This window comes from Brachyspira intermedia PWS/A (genome assembly GCF_000223215.1).
GTDB lineage: Bacteria > Spirochaetota > Brachyspiria > Brachyspirales > Brachyspiraceae > Brachyspira > Brachyspira intermedia.
Genome location: NC_017243.1, coordinates 2,478,133 through 2,499,080, shown reverse-complemented (window position 1 = coordinate 2,499,080; position 20,948 = coordinate 2,478,133). Strand labels below are relative to the sequence as shown.

14 protein-coding genes and 1 pseudogene are annotated in these 20,948 nt (G+C 28.0%); 8 read left to right on the top strand and 7 right to left on the bottom strand.

Annotated features, from left to right (window positions below; all coding sequences use genetic code 11):
- Window positions 1-322 precede the first annotated feature (322 nt).
- A pseudogene (gene glmS, locus BINT_RS15375) lies at window positions 323-2,147 on the bottom strand (glutamine--fructose-6-phosphate transaminase (isomerizing)).
- 232 nt (window positions 2,148-2,379) lie between these two features.
- On the opposite strand from glmS, the gene BINT_RS10715 reads away from it, so the two are divergent.
- On the top strand, window positions 2,380-4,500 hold the full coding sequence (locus tag BINT_RS10715) for an alpha-amylase/4-alpha-glucanotransferase domain-containing protein (protein ID WP_014488597.1): 2,121 nt from the start codon (window positions 2,380-2,382) through the stop codon (window positions 4,498-4,500).
- Between the two features lie 17 nt (window positions 4,501-4,517).
- Window positions 4,518-5,183 carry an ATP-dependent dethiobiotin synthetase BioD gene (gene bioD / locus BINT_RS10710; protein ID WP_041177415.1) on the top strand — a complete coding sequence of 222 codons (666 nt, stop codon included), beginning with the start codon at window positions 4,518-4,520 and terminating at the stop codon, window positions 5,181-5,183.
- Window positions 5,184-5,206: 23 nt separating this feature from the next.
- On the opposite strand, the gene BINT_RS10705 is transcribed toward bioD, so the two are convergent.
- A complete protein-coding gene (locus BINT_RS10705) occupies window positions 5,207-6,181 on the bottom strand; it encodes a substrate-binding domain-containing protein (RefSeq protein ID WP_014488595.1) in 975 nt (324 codons plus the stop codon).
- Window positions 6,182-6,475: 294 nt separating this feature from the next.
- Between BINT_RS10705 and BINT_RS10700 the strand changes: the two genes are divergently transcribed.
- From BINT_RS10700 to BINT_RS10685, 4 genes are all read left to right on the top strand, one after another.
- Entirely contained in the window at window positions 6,476-7,834 is a 1,359-nt protein-coding gene (locus BINT_RS10700; RefSeq protein ID WP_041177414.1) for a family 4 glycosyl hydrolase, read from the top strand.
- A 103-nt stretch (window positions 7,835-7,937) separates the two neighbouring features.
- Complete coding sequence (locus BINT_RS10695; protein ID WP_014488593.1) at window positions 7,938-9,521, top strand: alpha-glucoside-specific PTS transporter subunit IIBC; 1,584 nt, start codon at window positions 7,938-7,940, stop codon at window positions 9,519-9,521.
- Window positions 9,522-9,560: 39 nt separating this feature from the next.
- Window positions 9,561-10,886, top strand: a complete 1,326-nt coding sequence (locus BINT_RS10690) for a 6-phospho-alpha-glucosidase (RefSeq protein ID WP_014488592.1) — start codon at window positions 9,561-9,563, stop codon at window positions 10,884-10,886.
- A gap of 555 nt (window positions 10,887-11,441) precedes the next feature.
- Window positions 11,442-12,032 carry a phosphatase PAP2 family protein gene (locus tag BINT_RS10685; protein WP_014488591.1) on the top strand — a complete coding sequence of 197 codons (591 nt, stop codon included), beginning with the start codon at window positions 11,442-11,444 and terminating at the stop codon, window positions 12,030-12,032.
- Window positions 12,033-12,094: 62 nt separating this feature from the next.
- Here BINT_RS10685 and BINT_RS10680 read toward each other — a convergent pair whose 3' ends face one another.
- Both BINT_RS10680 and BINT_RS10675 read right to left on the bottom strand, forming a co-directional pair.
- Complete coding sequence (locus BINT_RS10680; RefSeq protein WP_014488590.1) at window positions 12,095-13,771, bottom strand: vWA domain-containing protein; 1,677 nt, start codon at window positions 13,769-13,771, stop codon at window positions 12,095-12,097.
- Between the two features lie 116 nt (window positions 13,772-13,887).
- The gene (locus BINT_RS10675) at window positions 13,888-14,574 is read right to left on the bottom strand and encodes a hypothetical protein (protein ID WP_014488589.1); all 687 of its coding nucleotides are present in this window, start codon (window positions 14,572-14,574) and stop codon (window positions 13,888-13,890) included.
- A gap of 213 nt (window positions 14,575-14,787) precedes the next feature.
- Between BINT_RS10675 and BINT_RS10670 the strand changes: the two genes are divergently transcribed.
- Window positions 14,788-15,408, top strand: coding sequence for a class I SAM-dependent methyltransferase (locus BINT_RS10670; protein ID WP_014488588.1), 621 nt, complete (start codon window positions 14,788-14,790; stop codon window positions 15,406-15,408).
- Between the two features lie 82 nt (window positions 15,409-15,490).
- Here the strand turns inward: BINT_RS10670 and BINT_RS10665 are convergent, their stop codons facing one another.
- On the bottom strand, window positions 15,491-16,822 hold the full coding sequence (locus BINT_RS10665; protein WP_014488587.1) for a glucose-6-phosphate isomerase: 1,332 nt from the start codon (window positions 16,820-16,822) through the stop codon (window positions 15,491-15,493).
- A gap of 100 nt (window positions 16,823-16,922) precedes the next feature.
- Here BINT_RS10665 and dcd point away from each other — a divergent pair, with 100 nt between their 5' ends.
- On the top strand, window positions 16,923-17,441 hold the full coding sequence (gene dcd, locus BINT_RS10660; RefSeq protein ID WP_014488586.1) for a dCTP deaminase: 519 nt from the start codon (window positions 16,923-16,925) through the stop codon (window positions 17,439-17,441).
- 357 nt (window positions 17,442-17,798) lie between these two features.
- Here the strand turns inward: dcd and BINT_RS10655 are convergent, their stop codons facing one another.
- Window positions 17,799-18,122 (bottom strand): cupin domain-containing protein, encoded by a 324-nt coding sequence (locus tag BINT_RS10655; protein ID WP_008723089.1) that lies wholly within the window; start codon window positions 18,120-18,122, stop codon window positions 17,799-17,801.
- A gap of 88 nt (window positions 18,123-18,210) precedes the next feature.
- The gene (gene mutS, locus BINT_RS10650) at window positions 18,211-20,874 is read right to left on the bottom strand and encodes a DNA mismatch repair protein MutS (protein ID WP_014488585.1); all 2,664 of its coding nucleotides are present in this window, start codon (window positions 20,872-20,874) and stop codon (window positions 18,211-18,213) included.
- Window positions 20,875-20,948: the final 74 nt, after the last annotated feature.

Sequence of the window (20,948 nt, the reverse complement as noted above, 5' to 3'; positions counted from 1 at the left end):
ATATTTGACGAAGTCCACCTTTAGGTGTGCTTAAATTAATAATCTATCTTACATACAAAATAATTTTAGTATTATTTCATACTAATTTTATATTTGCACTTTTTGCAACTTTTTGCGGCGGGAAAAAGTTGACTAAAAAAATGACAAACTTAAAAAATTCAGTATATTCTAATAATTATGTTAATAATAAATCAATTAATAAAAAAATACAATTATAATAATTATTTATTTAGTCAAATAAAAAATCCTGTATTTTAATAAAATATAAATAAGCTGAAATAAATATTTAATAAAATACAAGATTTTTTAATTTTTGTATTATTTATTCAACTGTAACACTTTTAGCCAAATTTCTAGGTTTATCAACATTGCATCCTCTTATTACAGATGTATGATATGCTAATAATTGTAATGCCACAATTGAAACTATAGGCATAAACATATCCTCAACTTTAGGAAGATATACTATTTTTCTATATGAATCTTTATCTATATCAATGCCTTCCTTTACAAAAAGTAAAACATTAGCACCCCTTGATATTACCTCTTTTGTATTGCTTATCATTTTACTAAGTATTTTTTCTTGTATAGCCAATGCCACTACAGGAGTATTGTCTGTAATGAGAGATATAGCACCATGTTTGAGTTCTCCTCCTGCATAAGCCTCACAATGAATATAGCTTATCTCTTTCATCTTTAAAGCTCCTTCCATTACCTGATAATAATCTAAATCTCTTCCTATAAAGAATATGCTGTTAGCTTATTTATAATCATAGCATAGTGATTTTATTTCATCATTCATAGTGAGAACTTTATTTACAGAATCTATTGTATTAAGTAAATTCTTTATAAGTATTTTTATATAATCATTATCTTTAATTTTTCTTGCAGATATTATTTTAAAAGTTATTAAATACATTATAGCCATTTGTACAGAATAAGCCTTTGTAGATGCAACTGATATTTCAGGGCCTGCATAAGTATATATAACATAATCAGCATTTCTAGCTATAGAAGAACTATTAACGTTTACTATAGCTAAAGTTTTGTATCCTTTTTCTTTAACTAAATTTAAAGCAGCTAAAGTATCAGCAGTTTCTCCGGATTGTGATATGAATATTGAAAGAGTTTTTTCTGTAAGTATAGGATTTTTATATCTGAACTCAGAAGCTATTTCGCATTCTACGGGTATTCTGCAATTATCTTCTATGAGTCTTTTTCCTATCATAGCGGCATGCATAGCAGTACCGCATCCTATTATATAAACCCTGTCAAAGAATGTCCAAAAACTTTCATCTTCGATTCCGTCTCTTTTAAAATCTGGAATGCCATGAACTATTCTAGGCTCTATTGTATCAAGAAGAGCTTTAGGCTGTTCATTAATCTCTTTAAGCATGAAATGTTCATATCCGCATTTTTCAGCTTGTTCTACAGTCCAATTTGCCTCAAGTATTTCATAATCTTTTTCTTTTAAGTTTTCATCATATATAGTTATTTTATTTTTTTCTAAAATAGCTATATCTCCGTCATCTATCAAAATATATTTATTTGTATATTTTAATATTGCCGGTATATCTGAAGCTAAGAAATTTTCATTTTCACCTAAAGCAGCTATTAAAGGAGCAGATTTTCTAACAGCATATAATTTATTAATATCATCTTTAAAAATGATAGCGAATGCATAAGAGCCTTCTATAATATCCAAAGCCTTTTTTATGGCAGTTAAAGGATCACCTTCATATAATGAATCTATTAAATTTGCTGCCGCTTCAGTATCCGTTTCCGATAAGAATTTATATCCTTTTTTATTAAATCATTTTTTATATCTTTATAATTTTCTATAATTCCATTATGTACCAATGTAAGCCTTTCAGTAAAATGAGGGTGAGCATTAATATCGGAAGGAGCACCATGAGTGGCCCATCTTGTATGCCCTATGCCTATATTTGATTCTATGTTTTTTCATTTTTTAATATGTTTTTTAGATTTTCAAGTTTTCCTTCAGCTTTGAAAGTGATAATATTATTATTTGAGTCTGCTATAGATATACCAGCAGAATCATATCCTCTGTATTCTAATGAAGAGAGTCCATGCATTAATATATCTGATGCTTTATTATACCCTATATATCCAACAATCCCGCACATAAATTAAAAAGTCCTTAAATAAGATTTTATCAAAAAACATCATTTTAAAAAAATCAGTTTTTTTGATAATCGAATATGATAAATAAAAAAAGTAAAAAGTCAATACTGTTTGAAGTAATACTATAAAAAAGATGCTTTACAAAAAGACTTATTTATTATAGAATTATGTTAATTAATTTTTCTATTATTACGAAATTATAAGTAATAAATTTCAATAAAGCAGGGCATTATCATGAAAACTATTAATTTAATATTGGGTAACCATAATCATCAGCCGGTTGGCAATTTTGACTTTGTATTTGAAAATACATATAAAAATGCTTATAAGCCTTTTTTAGATATATTAGAAAAATATAAAGACATAAAATTTAATTTTCACTATACAGGCTGTTTATTAGAATGGCTTGAAAAGAATCACCCAGAACATATTCAGGCTTTGAAAAAACTTGCAGAAGAAAAAAGAATAGAAATGCAAAGCGGCGGTTTTTATGAACCTATAATGCCTTCAATACCGGATAAAGATAAAGATATACAGATAAAAAAATTAAATGAATATATAGAAAAGAATTTTAATATTACTCCTCAAGGTGCTTGGATTGCTGAGAGAGTTTGGGAGCCTACATTAGTTAAGAATTTAGCTATGAATGGCATCAAATATATAATGCTTGATGATTCTCAGTTTTTAACTACAGGAATAGACACTAAAAATATGTTTGGTTACTTTATAACTGATAATGAGAATTATAAATTAAATATATTCCCAATATCTCAGGAACTTCGTTATTTAATACCGTTTAGAGATGTTGAAAAGTCCATTGAATATTTAAAATCAATAGCTACTGAAGAAGGCGACAGAGTTGTAGTTCTTCATGATGACGGTGAAAAATACGGAGATTGGCCTGGTACTCAAAAATGGGTATATGAAGATAAATGGCTTGAAAAGTTTTTTGATGCCCTTACAAAAGAAAAAGATACGATTATCACTACTACATACAGTGAATATATGGAGAAACATCCTCCTATATCAAGAATTTATATACCTACAGGCTCTTATGAAGAAATGCTTACTTGGGTTTTACCTGCTAAAGTACAGGATGAATTCCATTCAAAACAGGAAGAATTAAAAAAATCTGAAGATAATGAAATTGTAAGCAGATTTATGAGAGGCGGTTTCTGGAGAAATTATTTCAGCAAGTATTCTGAAAGCAATAGAATGAATAAAAGAATGATATTTACTTCCAATATGATAGGGGAGATTACAGATTCTAATTATAAAGAAAAAGAAGAGGCTTTGAGTTATTTATTAAAGGGGCAGTGTAATTGTCCTTATTGGCATGGTACATTCGGCGGTCTTTATTTAAATAATTTAAGACATGCTACTTATGCTAATTTAATTAAGGCTACTTCTATATCTTTAGAGAAAGTTTATGGAAGAAAATATTTTTTAAGTCATAGCTTGGATTTTGATATGGACGGCAGAGAGGAGATCATGATTTCATGTGAGAATGCCGGATTAGTTTTCCATACTTTAAGCGGATCTTTAATAGAATGGGATTTGAAAAAAGGAAACCCTACTAATTTAATAGATTGTCTTAGAAGAAGGGAAGAGGCTTATCATATAGCTGCTGTAAGAAATTCTAATAATAATCAAAATAATGATGAGCATGTATCAATACATGAAATAGCAAAAAAAGTTGATGATAAGATTGCTAAATATTTGGTATTCGATAAAAATGAAAAAGTATTCGGAGTTGACCACTTCCTAAATAAAATGCCTACTGCTGAAGAATTCCAATTATTAAAATATGAAGAAAATGCAGATTTTTATAATCTTCATTATGATGTTTTGGAAAATCTTATCAATAAAGATTATGCTACCGTATCTTTTGAAAAGACTTCAAAGGTTAATGGCAAAGATATACATTTGGTAAAAAGATATATTGTAAACAATGACGGAAAATTTTCTGTTGAATCTATTATAGAAAATAAATCTAATGAAGATATAGAATTTGTATATGCTTTAGAAAATAATATAACATTGCTTGCAGGACAGGAACCAGACAGATATTATATAGGAGGCAATGAAAAAGTTTCTAATAATTTGTCTGATTGCGGAGAATACAAAGGAACAGTTTTCGGTATGGCCGATGAATCATATATAAAAATAAATGTATTAATGGAAGCAAGCGAAGAAACAGTGTTCTTATATATGCCTAACTTCACTATATCCGATGCTGTTGATAAACTAGAGATGAATTATCAAAATTCTACTATAGTATGCTGCAAAAATATATCATTAAAAGCAGGTGAAAAAGTTAAATATAAAGTAAAATTAGATGTTAAATATATTTAATTTTAAGGGTAGTATAGATGAAGCTGTTTTGTGTTATATCTGATAAGAGTCATGTTGGTAAGACTTATATTTCTTCTCATATAGTGTCATCATTAAAGATGCTGGATAAAAGTGTATGCTATTATAAACCTTTTGTAATGGAAGTAAGAGATAATAAATTATTCGACCCTGAATATATAAAAAATACAACTTCTTTAAAAGCTTCAGAAATATTTGTTTCCTATGCTACTAATGGAAATATATCTCCTCTTCACAGTATTAATGCAAAAATAGATGAAAGAGATATTACTGATCTTATAGATGAAAATAATAATATTTATGATTATATGGTGTTTGAATCATTATCTTTATATTCGCCTATAAAAGAGAATTATAATTTTATGGATTTAATGCTTGATATAGAAAAAGAAAATGAAATTCATATAATACCTATTGTAGAATATGATTCTAATGTTATACATTCATCTTTAGAGCAGGTGGAATTATTTCATACTAGAGGATTTAAAATACCTTTCATAATTATCAATGTAAAAAAAGATGTATTTGTTTCATCTAATGTTATAAAATATATTACAAGTCAAATAGATCCTATAAAAGTGCATATAACAGAATTTGATAATAATGCAGGAATATCAAAAATAAATGATATTAAATATCCTAATATAATTAAAGATTTATTTTAGTAATAATATTTTATCTTATTATTTTATTTCCTTAAAGAGCTTTTTCTTGCTATTACCTCAGGAGTATAACTTATTAAAGGAGATTTCTCTGTAAAAGGTTTTCCGTTTCCAAATAAAATATATTCTATAGAGTATAGAATTTTTTCATATAATTTCTGATCCATAGAGCTTAATCCTAAAAATTCTGATATTTCTAAATTATCAAATCCTATTACACCTATATCTTTTCCCATTTCATATCCATATTCATTTATAGCTTTAATTCCTCCTATAGCCATTTGATCGCAAAAATAAAAAATAGAATCTATTGTTTTATCCTGTAAAATTTGCCTTGTTATATTGTATGATTCTTCCATAGAAAAATTATATGTGTTAAATAGTTTGCAATCTATATTAAGATTTTCGCATGCAGTTTTTACTCCTTCATATCTTTCTACTATATCTCCGCTTAATTCATAATGTCCAACAAAGGCAGGATTTCTCCAATTATTTTCGTATAAATGTTCTATGGCTAATTTACCGCCTAAATAATCATTAACATCTATATTTAATCCGTATTCCTGCTGAGGCATATTCAAAAATACTGTAGGAATTAAAAAGTCATTTGTAATTTCTTCAGTTTCAGTTGATAAACTTATGATGCCTCTAATATCACTCCATTTCTTTTTGTTTTTATTAATAAGTATATTCAAAGGTATATTTTCACTATTTTCATACAGTCTTATTGAAATATTATATTTTAAAGTTATTTTCTGAAGATATTTAATTATATCAGAAGCTACCATTAAATTATGATCTCTTAATATGAATAGTATATCTCTATAGTCTGATTTTACTATTGATCTTAAATCTTCAGGATAGTATTCAGCTAAAACAGACATTATCTCCCTAAAAGTATCACTATGCAGTTTTTCAGGAGAATAGAAAAATCTTTTTACTGTTGTTTCTGCAATATTCAAAATCTTAGCAATATTCTCAACTTTCTCTTTCTGTACCATTGAATCAGTCCTATAATGATTTTTTATATTATATTACATTTTTTATAATAAACAATATCATAATAATGATATTAAAAATGTAATAAATATTAGCAAAAATATTAATTAATATTAATAATAATATATTTTATATGAAAAATCTACAGTTTTAACTAAAAAATGATATTTTAGTATTAAAAAAATGATATTTTAGTATCATTTTATTGACATTGTATATTGTTTGTATATAATAATAGTTATAGATATTATGAATATTTAATTAATATTCAATTTTATAAATAAAAGGAGATGGAAATGATTAAATTTGTTTTGGTAGGTGCAGGAAGTGCACAATTCGGATGTGATATGCTTGGAGATATTTTCTCTACTAAGTCTTTAGAAGGCTCTCATATAACTTTACTTGATATTAACCCTAATGCTTTGAAAAAAGTATATGATTATGTTAAAGAGTTTATTGAGGCTAATAAATTAAATTTTACTGTTGATGCCACTACAGATAGGAAAGAGGCTTTCAAAAATGCTGAATTTATTATAAGTTCAATAGAAGTAGGGGATAGATTTCAATTATGGGATGAGGATTGGAAAATACCTATGCAGTATGGTATTCATCAGGTTTATGGAGAAAACGGAGGACCTGGAGGAGTATTCCACTCTTTAAGAATTATTCCGCCTATTTTGGATATAGTAAAAGATGCTATGGATATATGTCCTAATGCTTATATATTCAATTTTTCAAATCCTATGACTGCTATATGTACTGCTGTAAAAAGAGTTTATCCTAATGCTAGATTTATAGGTATGTGCCATGAGATAGGCTGGCTTCATAAATGGCTTCCAAAAATTTTAAGAATGAATTATGACTCATTGGATATTAAGGCAGGAGGACTTAATCATTTCAGCTGCTTATTAGAGATTAAAGACAAAAAAAGCGGAAAAGATTTATATCCTGATGTATTAAAAAATGCACATGGTTATTTTGAGCATGAAGTTGGATATAGTGATTTATTAAAATACGCTAAAGCAAATAATGCATTTTCAAAAACAGAAAGTTTTGATCACTCTATAGAAGAAAAATTAAAAGGGGAATTTATATGGGCTGACAGAAGATTATTAAAAGTAATATTAGAAAAATATAAATTATTACCTATAACAGTTGACAGCCATTTCGGTGAATATATAGGCTGGGCTTGGGACGTTGTTGATCATAGAGGAATATTAGATTTCTATGAATTATACAGAACTGTACTTTCTAAAGCAGAACCTAAAATAGAATTGAGAGTAAAAGAAAGAGCTTCAAGCATAATAGACGGTATAGTTACAAATGAAAGCTATGTAGAAGAGGCTGTTAATATTTTGAATGATGGATTAATAGAAGATTTACCTAGCTGGATAGCAGTTGAAGTTCCTGCTGAAATAAGCAAAGACGGAGTTAAAGGCGTAAAATTAAATAATGTTCCTAAAGGTTATTTATCACTTTTAAGAAATTATGTAAGCGTATATGATTTAACTGCTGAAGCTGCTATACATCATAAAAAAGAATATGCTATACAGGCTATACTTGCTAACCCTGTTGTTAATGTATGTAAAAATATTGAAGAGATGGTGGATAGAATGATAGATTCTCAAAAACCATATTTAGATTATTTAAAATAATTTATTTTATTTTCGTCTGCGTTTTGTAAAGGAGGATGCAAATATTTTAGAGATTATAAAGCTCTGAATTATGATATAAAAATTTAAAATGAGGGGGATATAAATGTTTGCTAATATTGATTTAAGGGCTAGTTTCCAAAAATTTGGGGCGGCCATGTTTGTACCGGTATTGCTTTTTTCTTTTTCCGGTTTAGTTGTAGGATTAACTATTATTTTTAAAGATCAGGCTATAGTAGGAAATTTGGCTAATCCTGATGGCGTATTCTACAAATTAGTATTTATAATAGAAGAAGGTGCTTGGACTATATTCAGAAATATGCCTTTATTTTTCTGTTTAGGTATTCCTATAGGACTTTCAAAAATGGCGCCTGAAAGAGCAATATTAGCAACTTTGATATGCTACTTATCATATAATTATTTTATAGCTGCTATACTTAAATTTTGGGGTCTTCAGTTTGGAGTTGATTTCACTCAAGAAGCAGGCGGAGTAAGCGGTTTAGCTTTAATAGCAGGTATTAAAACATTAGATACAAGCATAATAGGGGCAATATTTATAGGTGTAATTATTACTACAATTCATAATAGATTTTATGAAACAAAACTTCCAGATTATTTGGGAGTATTTCAAGGAACATCTTTTGTACATATTATAGGTTTCTTTGTTGTATTGGTTTTAGCATTCTTAACATGTTTAATATGGCCTAAAATACAGGCTTTAATAGCTTCAATGCAGCAATTCCTAGCAAATGCAGGCGGAGCAGGAGTATTTATATATACTTTCTTAGAAAGAATATTAATACCTACAGGACTTCACCATTTCATTTATGGACCTTTTATTTACGGGCCAGCTGTTGTTCCTGAAGGTATAGAACCTTATTGGATAAAACATGTTGCTGAATTTTCAAATATGGTTGAGCCTCTTAAACAATTATTCCCTGAAGGCGGATTTGCTTTGCATGGAAACTCTAAAGTATTTGGAGCTCCCGGACTTGCTTTAGCTATTTATTTCTGTGCTAATAAAGAGAATCGTGAGAGAATGGCTGCTTTGCTTATTCCTGTAACATTAACATCAATACTTGTAGGTATTACTGAACCTTTAGAGTTTACATTTTTATTTATATCTCCTTTCTTATTTTTTGTGCATTCTATTTTGGCTGCTAGTTTAGCCACAGTATTATATGTAGTTGGAGGCGTAGTAGGAAACTATGGATCAGGATTAATAGCTTTTATAACGCAAAACTGGATATTTGCTATGAAAAATCATTCATCTATGGTTATAGCAAATATTGTTATAGGGCTTATATTTACTGGTATATGGTTTGTTGTATTTAGATTTTTGATATTAAAATTTAATATTCCTACTCCTGGAAGGGGCGATAGTAAGACTAAACTATATACTAAAAAAGATTATAAAGAAAGAGAAGCTAAAAAATCAAGTTTTGAGGATCAGGCTGTTATCTATCTAGAGGCATTGGGTGGAAGAAATAATATAGAGCATGTTACTAACTGTGCTACTAGATTGAGAGTAACAGTTAAAGATATGAATCTTGTTAAAGATGTAGATGCATTCAAAAAAGGTGGTGCTCATGGACTTGTTAAAAAAGGAAATGCTATACAAATAATAGTAGGTTTATCAGTGCCTCAAGTAAAAGCTAAATTTGAAGAACTTTTGAAAACTAGTGAATAATAATACTAAATTTTAATAAATTTTTTAAGGAGTAATAAAATGAAAAAACATTCAGTTGTTATAGCCGGAGGCGGAAGTACTTTTACGCCAGAAATTATTTTAATGCTTTTAAGTGAAGAAGGAAGATTTCCTTTATCAGAATTGAAATTATATGACAATGATGCAGAGAGACAGGCTATAGTTGGAAATGCTTGTGCTATCATCATGAAAGAGAGAGCTCCTCATGTTAAATTCTCTTTCACAACAGATCCTAAAGAGGCTTTCACTGGAGTTGATTTTGTTATGGCTCATATAAGAGTTGGTAAATATGAAATGCGTTCTTTAGATGAAAAAATACCTCTTAAATACGGATGCGTAGGACAGGAAACTTGCGGTGCCGGCGGTATGGCTTATGGTATGCGTTCTATAGGAGGAGTTTTAGAAATAATAGATTATATGGAAAAATATTCTCCTAATGCTTGGATGCTTAACTATTCTAACCCTGCTGCTATAGTTGCAGAAGCTTGCAGAAGATTAAAACCTAATTCTAAAGTTTTAAATATCTGTGATATGCCTGTTGGTATAGAAGATATTATGGCATCTATATGCGGTTTGAAATCAAGAAAAGAAATGCAAGTAAGATACTTCGGTTTGAACCATTTTGGTTGGTGGACTAGTATAATAGAAAAAAGCACAGGCAGAGATTTAATGCCTATATTAAAAGAATTCGTTTCTAAAAACGGATACTTACATCCATCTATGGAAGGACATGTAGATGCTGATTGGCATTCTACTTATGAGAAAGCTAGAGATATTTTGGCTGTTTCTCCAAACTTCATGCCTAATACTTATTTCAAATATTATTTATTTCCTGATTATGTAGTAAGTCATTCTGATATTAATTATACTAGAACTGATATGGTTAGAGATGGCAGAGAAAAAAGAGTATTTGGAGAATGTAAAAGAATAACAGAGGCTGGTACTGCTAAAGATTCTACATTTGAAGTAGGAGGACATGCTACTTATATAGTAGATTTAGCTTGTGCTATAAGCAATAATACAGGAGAAAGAATGTTATTGATAGTTCCTAATAATGGTTCTATAATAAACTTTGATCCTACTGCAATGGTTGAAATACCTTGTATAGTTGGCTGCAATGGTCCTGAACCTTTAGTAATGGGAGAAATTCCTAGATTCAATAAAGGATTAATGGAACAGCAAGTAGCTGTAGAAAAATTAGTTGTTGATGCTTGGATAGAAGGTTCATATTTGAAAATGTGGCAGGCTATCAGTATGTCAAGAACTGTTCCTAGTGTTGAAGTTGCTAAGAAAATATTAGATGAGTTAATAGAAGCTAATAAAAAATATTGGCCTGAATTAAAATAATTATTTTTTAATAATTATATGATATTAGAATAGGGAAGGGTAATTATTACTCCTTTCCTATTTTTTGTATATACTGAAAATTTTTAAGTTTGTCAATTTTTTATTGTTCTTTTTCCCGCCGCACGCCACAGGCGGACTTCGTCAAAGAACCATACGAAGTACGCCTACGGCGAAAGTGCAAGTGTAAAAATTAGTACTAAATCATATTAAAATTGTCTTATATGTAAGGTAATTCATTAAATTTAAGATAAAATATAGCCTTTCGCGAAGCGTATCCGAGCCTGTCGAGGATATAGCTTCTTTGTGGCAATACCATACCTACACTTACAGTGGACTTCGTCAGGTACTCCTTTCAGTCGCAGGTACTTCCTTCAGTCGCAAAAGAAGTGGGGGGGTACGAAGTACGCAGAGCGGTGGGCAAAGCCCTGAAAATATTTTAAATTAAAAAATTATTTCGACAAAATATAGTTGTTTAGGTATACACTATTACTAAAAAATTTATTACATATTTATAATATAATTGTTTTATTAAAAAATTAATTACAGGAATCATAAATGCAGATAATAAATATATTCGATAAAACTATAATAGAATTTGCTCATAGTTTACATAATAATTATCAAATATTAGATTTGTTTTTTTCATCTATAACATATTTAGGCGAATCAATTCCTTTGATGGTATTTACAATTATATTAATATTTATAAAAAGGACTAGAGTTTGCGGTATTAATATGGCTGTAAGTTTATTTATATCTATATTTATAGGAGCTATAATATTAAAACCATTGATAGCAAGAGAACGTCCTTTTACAGATCCCATTTATAATGAATATTGGATTGCTGTTGGCAAGCATCTTGAAACTTCATTTTCATGTCCTTCCTCTCATACTACTGCATCATTTGCTGTGCTTTTTCCTATTTTTCTTTATTTTAATAAGAAATATAGTTTTATAGCTGTATTGATTGCAGCATTAATAGGTTTTTCTAGAATTTATTTAGTAGTTCATTATCCTAGTGATGTAGTATTCGGGGCATTTATTGGGATAACAGTATCTTGTTTAACTTATTTTATTTTTAAAAGATTGAATATTGAATATAGATTAAATCAAATTCCAATCATAAATAAATTTGATAACCCATAAATATAATAAAAGCCCAAACCTTATTTGGTAAGGGCTTTTCATTCATTATTATCAACATATATTTAGAAATTAAAGAAGTATAAATAATCATCAGAAAGATCTTCTTCCTCTTCTTCTATTTCGGAAGCTAATACAAATTCTACAGTAACATTTTTTTGTTTAGCTGTAGATAAATTCAAATCCAAATTAGCTCTTCCAATAACTTTAGCAGGTGCATCTGTGATAACTATTATTAATCTTTTTTGATTAATATAATCAAATGTTTCTAATGCTTCCTGTAAAGCTTCATACATAGGTTCTGCCTTATCTCCGCCTCCTGCTGCATAGAAATAATTAACTTCTCTATTTATAAAGTTAATATTATCGCTGAAATCTATCTTTTTTGTAAGATAAGTATCTTTAACATCTCTGTAAAGCAAAAAACCTACTCTTGAATATTTATGATTATCGAATAATTCTGTAACCATACCCCTTATATCTCTTTTTATAGTTTTCAAATAAGGATGCATACTTTCTGTTGTATCTAGCACTACAACTAAGTCTATGCTTCCTTCATCTTTATATCTTTTAATAATGCCTTTAAATTTATCACTCAATTCTTCTTGATCTTTTACATAATTATTAGGGGTATTGAATGATTTACTAGCATTATTTAAATTATCCATAGCTTCCAAGTTATAATTGAAATTTTCTTTTACTTCAGGTTCTTCGATAATTGGTTTTTCTTCTGTTACAGGATTTTCAACAATATTAGCAGAAGATAAAATTTTTATCTCATTATTTTCTTTTTGAGGCTGAGCATCTTTTTTTACTATTATAGTATTTGTAGAAGTTTCTATAACTCTATCTCTAGGTCTTATTTGTACGGGACCTTCATTTCCTCCGTTAGGGATTTGAGGAGGTACTACTTCCTTTTGTACATTTGTAGTTTCTATAACATAATCTATAGGATAAGTAAAGCTTTCACCCTGAGTATTAAATACATTGAAAGATAAATATCTATCTTCAGGCAACTGTTTAAAATATGCTTTTATATAGAGTTTTTTACCTAATGATCTATTAAAAGTATCTTCTAATATAATACCGCTGCTGTCATAATTTCCAGTATTTCCATAAGAAGTATCTATTAATTTATATGATGTATTTGTTCTTCCTTCTCTTACATAAAATGCATATTCTCCATTATCGCCTCCAGAGTAGTATAGATAAAATGCATATAGATCGCCTTCTTTTTCAACATTTCTAAGTGTTATAGTAGGTGTTGAAATTTCTGCATTATTTGCCTTTAATATTATTTCATTATTTATTAAAGTCTCATTGTTGATATTATAGGCTTCTAAAACTAGAGTAATATTATCCCTTAAAGTAAATGGAGAATTATTGTTTCTTCTATCCAAATATACATTTTGTGGAATAAATACTTTAAATACTTCCCCAAGTTTATAATGATAATCGCTTTCTCTTATTCTTACTATAGAGTTAGTACTGCCGCTATTATCAATATGAAGATAAGAATTAAAACCATCTTGGCTTTTTAATTGTATTCTATATCCGTATACATTCGGCTTTTTCTTTAAATAAAGCTGATATCCATTTATAAACTTAACTATTTCTATATCGTTAGTAGTAATTTCTAAAGAATAGGTATTTACGGCGATTTGACCATATAAATTTTCTAAAGTAGAAATGAATACTACCGATAAAATAACAAACAAATATTTATATCTTATGTTTCTCATGTTGATACCCTCTTACAGATTATTATCGGTTAAGGATATCATAAATCTGCATTGTTATGTTAATTGAACTATAATATTTTTAATAATGAGTTTACATAACTCCTAAATTCTTGATATCATAAAATATTTTTTACTTCAATAACTTCGCTTGATTCTGTAAAATTATTTATTGTTAGTAATTTTATTGAATGAGTTCCGTCATTAAGTTCTGCATGAGCTATAAAATAATAATTGATTCCCTTTACAACTTGGCTTGCAGCATAAAGTTCAGGAGTATATTTTGTATCTTTAATATCTTTAACAGCATTTTTAAATACTTTGATGATATCATTAGCTTCTTTAGAATTTGATATATTAATTTTAGCTTCATCAGATGATGTGCATACTATTCCGCCTACACTGCTCTGACTGCTTTCTATTATCTTTTCTAATTTTACTATAGATATTTCATTTGAAGGAGATACATTGCATATAATAATTTCATAGTAAGGCAATGCTGAAGGATATGTTATTTCGCTTCGGCATATAAAAGCATAGTTGGTACCATTAAGATTTTGGCTTCCAATATAGAGCATTAATTCTCTTTTTACACCTAATAAATTTTTAACAGTATTATCAAAAATTGTTTTTATGTTTTCATCTACTTCATTTATTTGTTTTGGATTAATATCCCATTCTCCTTCTTTTAATATTTTTTGACCATTTTGCTGTGAATTATTATTTTGTTTTTCTGATTGATTGGAGCATGATACTATTGATATAAAAGATATAACAATAGTAAAAAGTATTAATATTTTTTTCATAATGTTTTCCTTTAAAAATTATTGATATATAAAACAGTTTATATAATAAATAGAAATAAATACAATATAAAATAATATGAAATAATGTATTTTTTTGAAAATAATTTATTTTTACATAATTGAATATATGAAAATATTAGTAAAAATTATTATTGATTTAATTATTTTAAATGTTAGAATATACTAACTTTTTTTATATATGGGGAAATATTTATGAAAGATTATGAAAAATTATCAAAAGAACATTTTAATAAGCAAGCTAGTATTTATGATAAAAAGGATACAATTTATTATTCTAAATACGGAAAAATAAGCTGTAATTATGTGTCAGAATATTTAAAAAATATAGATTATAATAAACTGCTAGATATAGGCTCTGGAACAGGTTATTTAATAAATATGCTAAAGGATAAAGAAATGGCAGAATTTTACGGTCTTGATTTATCAGAAGAGATGATAAAGATTGCAAAATCTAAAAAAATAAAGAATGCCGAATTTATTTTGGGCAGTGCAAATAAACTCCCTTTTGATGATGATACTTTTGATATAGTAACATGTATACAAAGTTTTCATCATTATCCATATCCTAATGAAGCTATGAGAGAGGCTTACCGAGTTCTTAAAAAAGGAGGACTTTATATATTATCAGATACAGGAGTTGGAGGAATTGCAGCTTGGATAGATAATCATATTTTATTTAAAATAATGAAAAGCGGAGATTGTCATACAGAAAACAAAGAAGGTATATCTAAACTAATGATAAAAAACGGATTTGAAGTAATAGATAAAAAACAAATAAAAGGTTTTATATATTCAGTTGTAGGAAAAAAATAATTGATATATAAAAATTAAAGCTGATAATAAATTTTATTTACCATTTACTATCAGCCTTATTAATAATATTTTATTATAATTATTATTTTTCTAATCTAGCTCTTAAAGTTTTACCCATTTCCTCGTAACCTTTTTTACCAAGCATAGCAAACATATTTTTCTTGTATGCTTCAACACCAGGCTGATCGAATGGATTAACTCCAAGTATATGACCAGATATGCCGCATGCTTTTTCAAAGAAGTATAAAAGCTCTCCAATAGTGAATGGAGTAATTTTATCTAAATCTATTATGATATTTGGTACTCCTCCATCAACATGGGCAAGAACTGTAGCTTCTAATGCTGACTTATTAATTTCATGTAAAGATTTTCCGTCTAAATAATTAAGTCCGTCCAAATCAGAATCTTCTTTTTTCATTTTTAAATCAATATCTTCTTTATCAACTCTTATAACAGTTTCAAATAATCCTCTTTTACCATCTTGTATGAATTGACCTAAAGAGTGTAAGTCAGTAGAGAAATCAACAGAAGCAGGGAATATACCTTTTTTATCTTTACCTTCGCTTTCACCGTATAATTGTTTCCACCATTCAGATACATAATGCATTCTAGGTATATAGTTAACCATTATTTCTGTGCTGAATCCTTTATTATAAAGAGCATTTCTAAGCATAGCGTATAACATAGAAGGATTTTTCTTATAATCCATTTCTTTAGTTATTTTTGCCATAGAATCGAAACCTTTAACAAATTCTTCTATATTGATTCCAGCAACAGCTATAGGTATAAGTCCTACAGGGGTAAGAACTGAATATCTTCCGCCAACATCATCAGGTATTACAAAAGTTCTATATTTATTTTCTGTAGATAAAGTTTTTAAAGCACCTTTAGCCTTATCTGTAGTAGCTATTATTCTTTTAGCAGCACCATCTTTGCCGTATCTTTTTTCAGCATATTCTTTTAACATTCTGAAAGCTATAGCAGGTTCAGTTGTAGTACCGCTTTTTGATATAACATTAATATAGAAGTCTTTTCCCTCTAAATAATCTAATAAATGTTTGAAATATTCTCCGTTCATATTATGGCCTGCATATACAACTTGAGTATTTCCTTTTTTAGCCTGAGAGAAAGGATTCAAAAATGATTCAATTACTGCTTTACCGCCTAAATAAGAACCGCCTATACCAACAGATACTAATACTTCAGCATTTTCTCTTATTTCTTTAGCTAATTCATCGATTTCTTTAACCATTTTTAAAGCTTCAGTTGGTAAATTAACCCATCCCAAAAAGTCATTGCCGGCACCTTTTTTGTTTTCAAGAAGTTCATTTGCATATTTAGCATGCTCAGCAAGATATTCTAATTCATGCTCTTGTAAAAATCCTAAAACGTTTTTATAATTTATAGATAGCATTTAATAACTCCCTCATTTTATTTTGCTCGATAAATTATACTATAATAATACCGAAAAATAAAGTGAAATAATTTAAAATAAATTGCAGGAAAATAAATAAATGATTTTGTCAGGACTTGAAATAGAAAAAAATCTTGGTAAAGATATAATAATAGAACCATTTAATAGAAAACAATTAAATTCTAATAGCTATAATGTAAAACTTCATGATAAACTTTTAGTATATAAAGACAATGTTCTTGATATGAAAAAACCAAATGAAGTAGATGAAATAATAATACCAAAAAGCGGTTATGAGTTAAAGCCTAATGAATTATATTTAGGTAGAACTTTGGAATATACTAATACAAAAAAATTCGTTCCTATGATAGAGGGCAGATCATCTATAGGAAGGCTTGGAATATTTATTCATATTACTGCTGGTTTCGGCGATGTTGGATTTGCAGGTTATTGGACTTTAGAAATTTTCTGTATAAAGCCTATAATAATATATCCAGGGGTTGAAATAGCTCAGCTTTATTATCATACAATAGACGGAGAATATGAAGAATATACAAGCAGCAAATATCAGAATAATACTGATGTTCAGCCTAGTATGCTTTATAAAGATTTCAAATAATTTAGTATTTGTATTAAATTTTTTAATTAATACTTTTATATTAAAAATAATCCATTTCAATTTTTACATTTTAAATATATTTAGTATACACCTAAACAATTATATTTTGTCAACCGCGAGCTGCGGCACCTTTCCGCACTGCACTGTTTCATCTTATCAAATGCCAGCTATACGTGCGGTTGATTACTCTTATTATTGTACAAAAACAATAAGTAATTTTATAAATAAAACATATTTTATAAAAAAATATAATTTACATTTACAAAAATGTAAAAAATTACAAAATATAGTTGTTTAGGTATATACTGAAAATTTTTAGTGTAACATATTTATTTTTTACTATTAATTTATAAAAGATTAAATAAATACTAAAAGTAAATTAGATATACCGTTTTCAGAAATTCCTATCATGGAATGCACAGAATGCGGTCTTACCCTTATAATATCGCCTTCTTCTAAATCTACGATTTCTTCTTCTACTATATATCTTACTTTACCGCTTAATACTATTACCATTTCTTCGGAAGGATGTTCATGATATGGTATTAATTGATTAGATTTTTGTGCAATGGCATAAACAGTATAGCCCTTATCCGATAAAGTTTCTATCAATCTCTCATCATCTTTTACACAGTCGAATTCTCTTTCAGTTGTTGATTTGTAGTAATATTGTTCAGTCATTGTACACCTCATTATTATACTATAATTTCGGCTTGCAACCTCTTAAAATTGAATTTATAAAAAAATCAATGAAATTAATATGATATTTTCATATCATGTTCTTCCATTTATTAATTAAATTCATGGCATCAAGAGGTGTTATCGTATTAATATTCAAATCTTTTATCTCTTTTTCTATTTCGCTTTCTTTTTCTATTATTTTAGGCTCTTCATAAAGCGGAAGTATATTTTTAGATTTTTGAGTATTTAATTCTATATTTTCCACCTGAACACTAGCATCAGCTTCTAATCTTTTTAATATTTCAGTGGCTCTTTTTATAACTTTATTAGGGGCACCGGCTATTTTTGCAGCATATATACCATAACTGGATTTAGCTGCTCCTTCAGTAACTTTTTTCATAAATATTATTTCATCTTTATATTCTTCAACTAATACTTTATAGTTTTTAACGCCTTCCAAATCTTCAAGCATAGTAAGTTCATGATAGTGAGTAGCGAATAGAGTTTTAGCTTTTTTATTTTCTTCATGAACTAAATATTCTACTATAGCCCAAGCAATAGAAAGTCCGTCATAAGTTGAAGTACCTCTTCCTATTTCATCCATTATAACAAGACTTTTATCTGTACAATGATTTAGAATGTATGCTGTTTCATTCATTTCTACTAAGAATGTACTTTCTCCTCTTGCTATATTATCGCTTGCACCAACGCGAGTAAATATACGGTCAACTATAGAAATTTTCGCACTTGATGCAGGAACGAATGAACCTATTTGAGCAAGAAGTACTATCAAAGCTGTTTGTCTTAAATATGTACTTTTACCGCTCATATTAGGGCCTGTAATTATAAGCATATGTTCATTTTTATTGTCTAAATATGTATCATTTGGAATGAAGCTTTCTGTTTTTAGATTAACTTCTACAACTGGGTGTCTTCCGTCTTTTATATCTATTATGCCGTCATCTGTTATTATAGGTTTTATATAATTATCTTCTTTAGCTAAACAAGCAAGCGAAGAATAAACATCTATTATGGAAATTACTCTTGCCATTTTTAATATTGAGTTTAAATATTCATTGGTTTTATTTCTAACTTCAATAAATATATCATATTCTAATGCATAGCTTTTTTCATTAGCTTCATTTATAATAGTTTCATACTCCATTAATTTGCTTGTAGTATATCTTTCGCTTCCTATTAATGTTTGTCTTTTTATAAAGTCGCTTGGTACAGATGATACATTCGCTTTTGTTACCTCTACATAATAACCTATAACATTATTGTATCTTATTTTAAGATTATTTATTCCTGTATCTTGTTTATAATTATGTTCAAGTTCTGCTATCCAAGACCTTCCTTCTCTTCTAGCTTCATTATATTTTTTTAATGTTTCATCATAATCATCTTTTATAATGTCGCCTTCATTTATAACAACTTTCGGATCTTCTAATATTGCACGCTCTATTAAATCAGTTATTATTTTTATATCATTAACTTCTTCAAAGTTTACATCTTCAAAGTTATTCATTGCAAGTTCTGTTACAACTTCAAGAGAACCTACTAAAAATCTTTTTAATGATACTAATTCTTTTGGGTTAATTCTTCCAAGTGCCAATTTTGATGCTAGTCTTTCTATATCTCCAATATCCTGAAGCAAATCTCTTATTTTATACATAAACTTTTGATTTTTATAGAAAAACTCTACATTATTAAGTCTTTTATTTATTTCTTCTATATTTAATAATGGCTCTACGATTATTCTTTTTAAATATCTAGCTCCCATAGAAGTTTTTGTTCTGTCTATGGTGTCGAACAATGTCATTTTATTATTATCATTTCTTATAGTTTCTAATATTTCCAAACTTGCTATTGTAGCATAATCCAAAGTCATTGAATCTCTTCTATTATATAGTTTAATATTTGAAATATGCTCAAGAGAAGTTTTTGAAAGTTCCTGTATATAGAATATAGTTGATCCTAATAATGATATTAAAAGAGGTTTTTCTTCTATACCGAAACTTTTTAATGATACTGTTTTAAAATGATTTGTTAAAGTTTTATATGCATAAGAATGTTCTGCAGTATAATTTGGAGTGGTACTGTAGAATACATTATTAAATTTATTTTGAATTTCTTTTATAATAATACTTTCAGAAACGGATTCTATAGTCATAATCTCTTTAGGAGAGAATCTTATAATTTCTTCTGTAAGTTCATTAATAATTTCTTTTAAAGCTTCATTATGATTTTCTAAATTAGAATTTATTTCTGTAGCATAAAGTTCTCCTGTAGAAATATCGCATATAGATAAAGCTGCATTTTTCTCGCTTTTTGACACTATTACTGAAGCTAAATAATTATTGCTTTTTGATTCAAGGTATTTATTTTCTGAAATTGTACCCGGAGTTATAACTTGAGTAACCTCTCTTTTTACTATACCTTTTGCAAGTTTAGGATCTTCCATTTGATCGCATATAGCAATCTTCATTCCGGATTTAACTAATCTTGATAAATAATTGTCTATAGCATGATAAGGAACTCCTGCCATAGGCACATTAGCTCTTTTTGTAAGTGTAAGACCCAATATATCGGACACTACTTTTGCATCATCAAAAAATACCTCATAAAAATCTCCCATTCTAAAAAGAAGTATACTGTCACTATATTTATCTTTTATTTCTTTGTACTGCCTCATCATCGGTGTGAGTTTTTGATTTTCTTCTTTTTCGCTTCCAAAAAATGTTTCTTGCATTATAGTTATCCGTTTATAAATTTTAGGGTTAGTATAATATATTTTTGTTCTTTAATCAAATTTGAATTTTCTTT

Bases quoted from the DNA above. Each gene is read 5' to 3' on its own strand.
- BINT_RS10715 (WP_014488597.1), top strand. From the start codon at position 2,380: ATGAAAACTATTAATTTAATATTGGGTAACCATAATCATCAGCCGGTT.
- bioD (WP_041177415.1), top strand. From the start codon at position 4,518: ATGAAGCTGTTTTGTGTTATATCTGATAAGAGTCATGTTGGTAAGACT.
- BINT_RS10705 (WP_014488595.1), bottom strand. From the start codon at position 6,181: ATGGTACAGAAAGAGAAAGTTGAGAATATTGCTAAGATTTTGAATATT.
- BINT_RS10700 (WP_041177414.1), top strand. From the start codon at position 6,476: ATGATTAAATTTGTTTTGGTAGGTGCAGGAAGTGCACAATTCGGATGT.
- BINT_RS10695 (WP_014488593.1), top strand. From the start codon at position 7,938: ATGTTTGCTAATATTGATTTAAGGGCTAGTTTCCAAAAATTTGGGGCG.
- BINT_RS10690 (WP_014488592.1), top strand. From the start codon at position 9,561: ATGAAAAAACATTCAGTTGTTATAGCCGGAGGCGGAAGTACTTTTACG.
- BINT_RS10685 (WP_014488591.1), top strand. From the start codon at position 11,442: ATGCAGATAATAAATATATTCGATAAAACTATAATAGAATTTGCTCAT.
- BINT_RS10680 (WP_014488590.1), bottom strand. From the start codon at position 13,771: ATGAGAAACATAAGATATAAATATTTGTTTGTTATTTTATCGGTAGTA.
- BINT_RS10675 (WP_014488589.1), bottom strand. From the start codon at position 14,574: ATGAAAAAAATATTAATACTTTTTACTATTGTTATATCTTTTATATCA.
- BINT_RS10670 (WP_014488588.1), top strand. From the start codon at position 14,788: ATGAAAGATTATGAAAAATTATCAAAAGAACATTTTAATAAGCAAGCT.
- BINT_RS10665 (WP_014488587.1), bottom strand. From the start codon at position 16,822: ATGCTATCTATAAATTATAAAAACGTTTTAGGATTTTTACAAGAGCAT.
- dcd (WP_014488586.1), top strand. From the start codon at position 16,923: ATGATTTTGTCAGGACTTGAAATAGAAAAAAATCTTGGTAAAGATATA.
- BINT_RS10655 (WP_008723089.1), bottom strand. From the start codon at position 18,122: ATGACTGAACAATATTACTACAAATCAACAACTGAAAGAGAATTCGAC.
- mutS (WP_014488585.1), bottom strand. From the start codon at position 20,874: ATGCAAGAAACATTTTTTGGAAGCGAAAAAGAAGAAAATCAAAAACTC.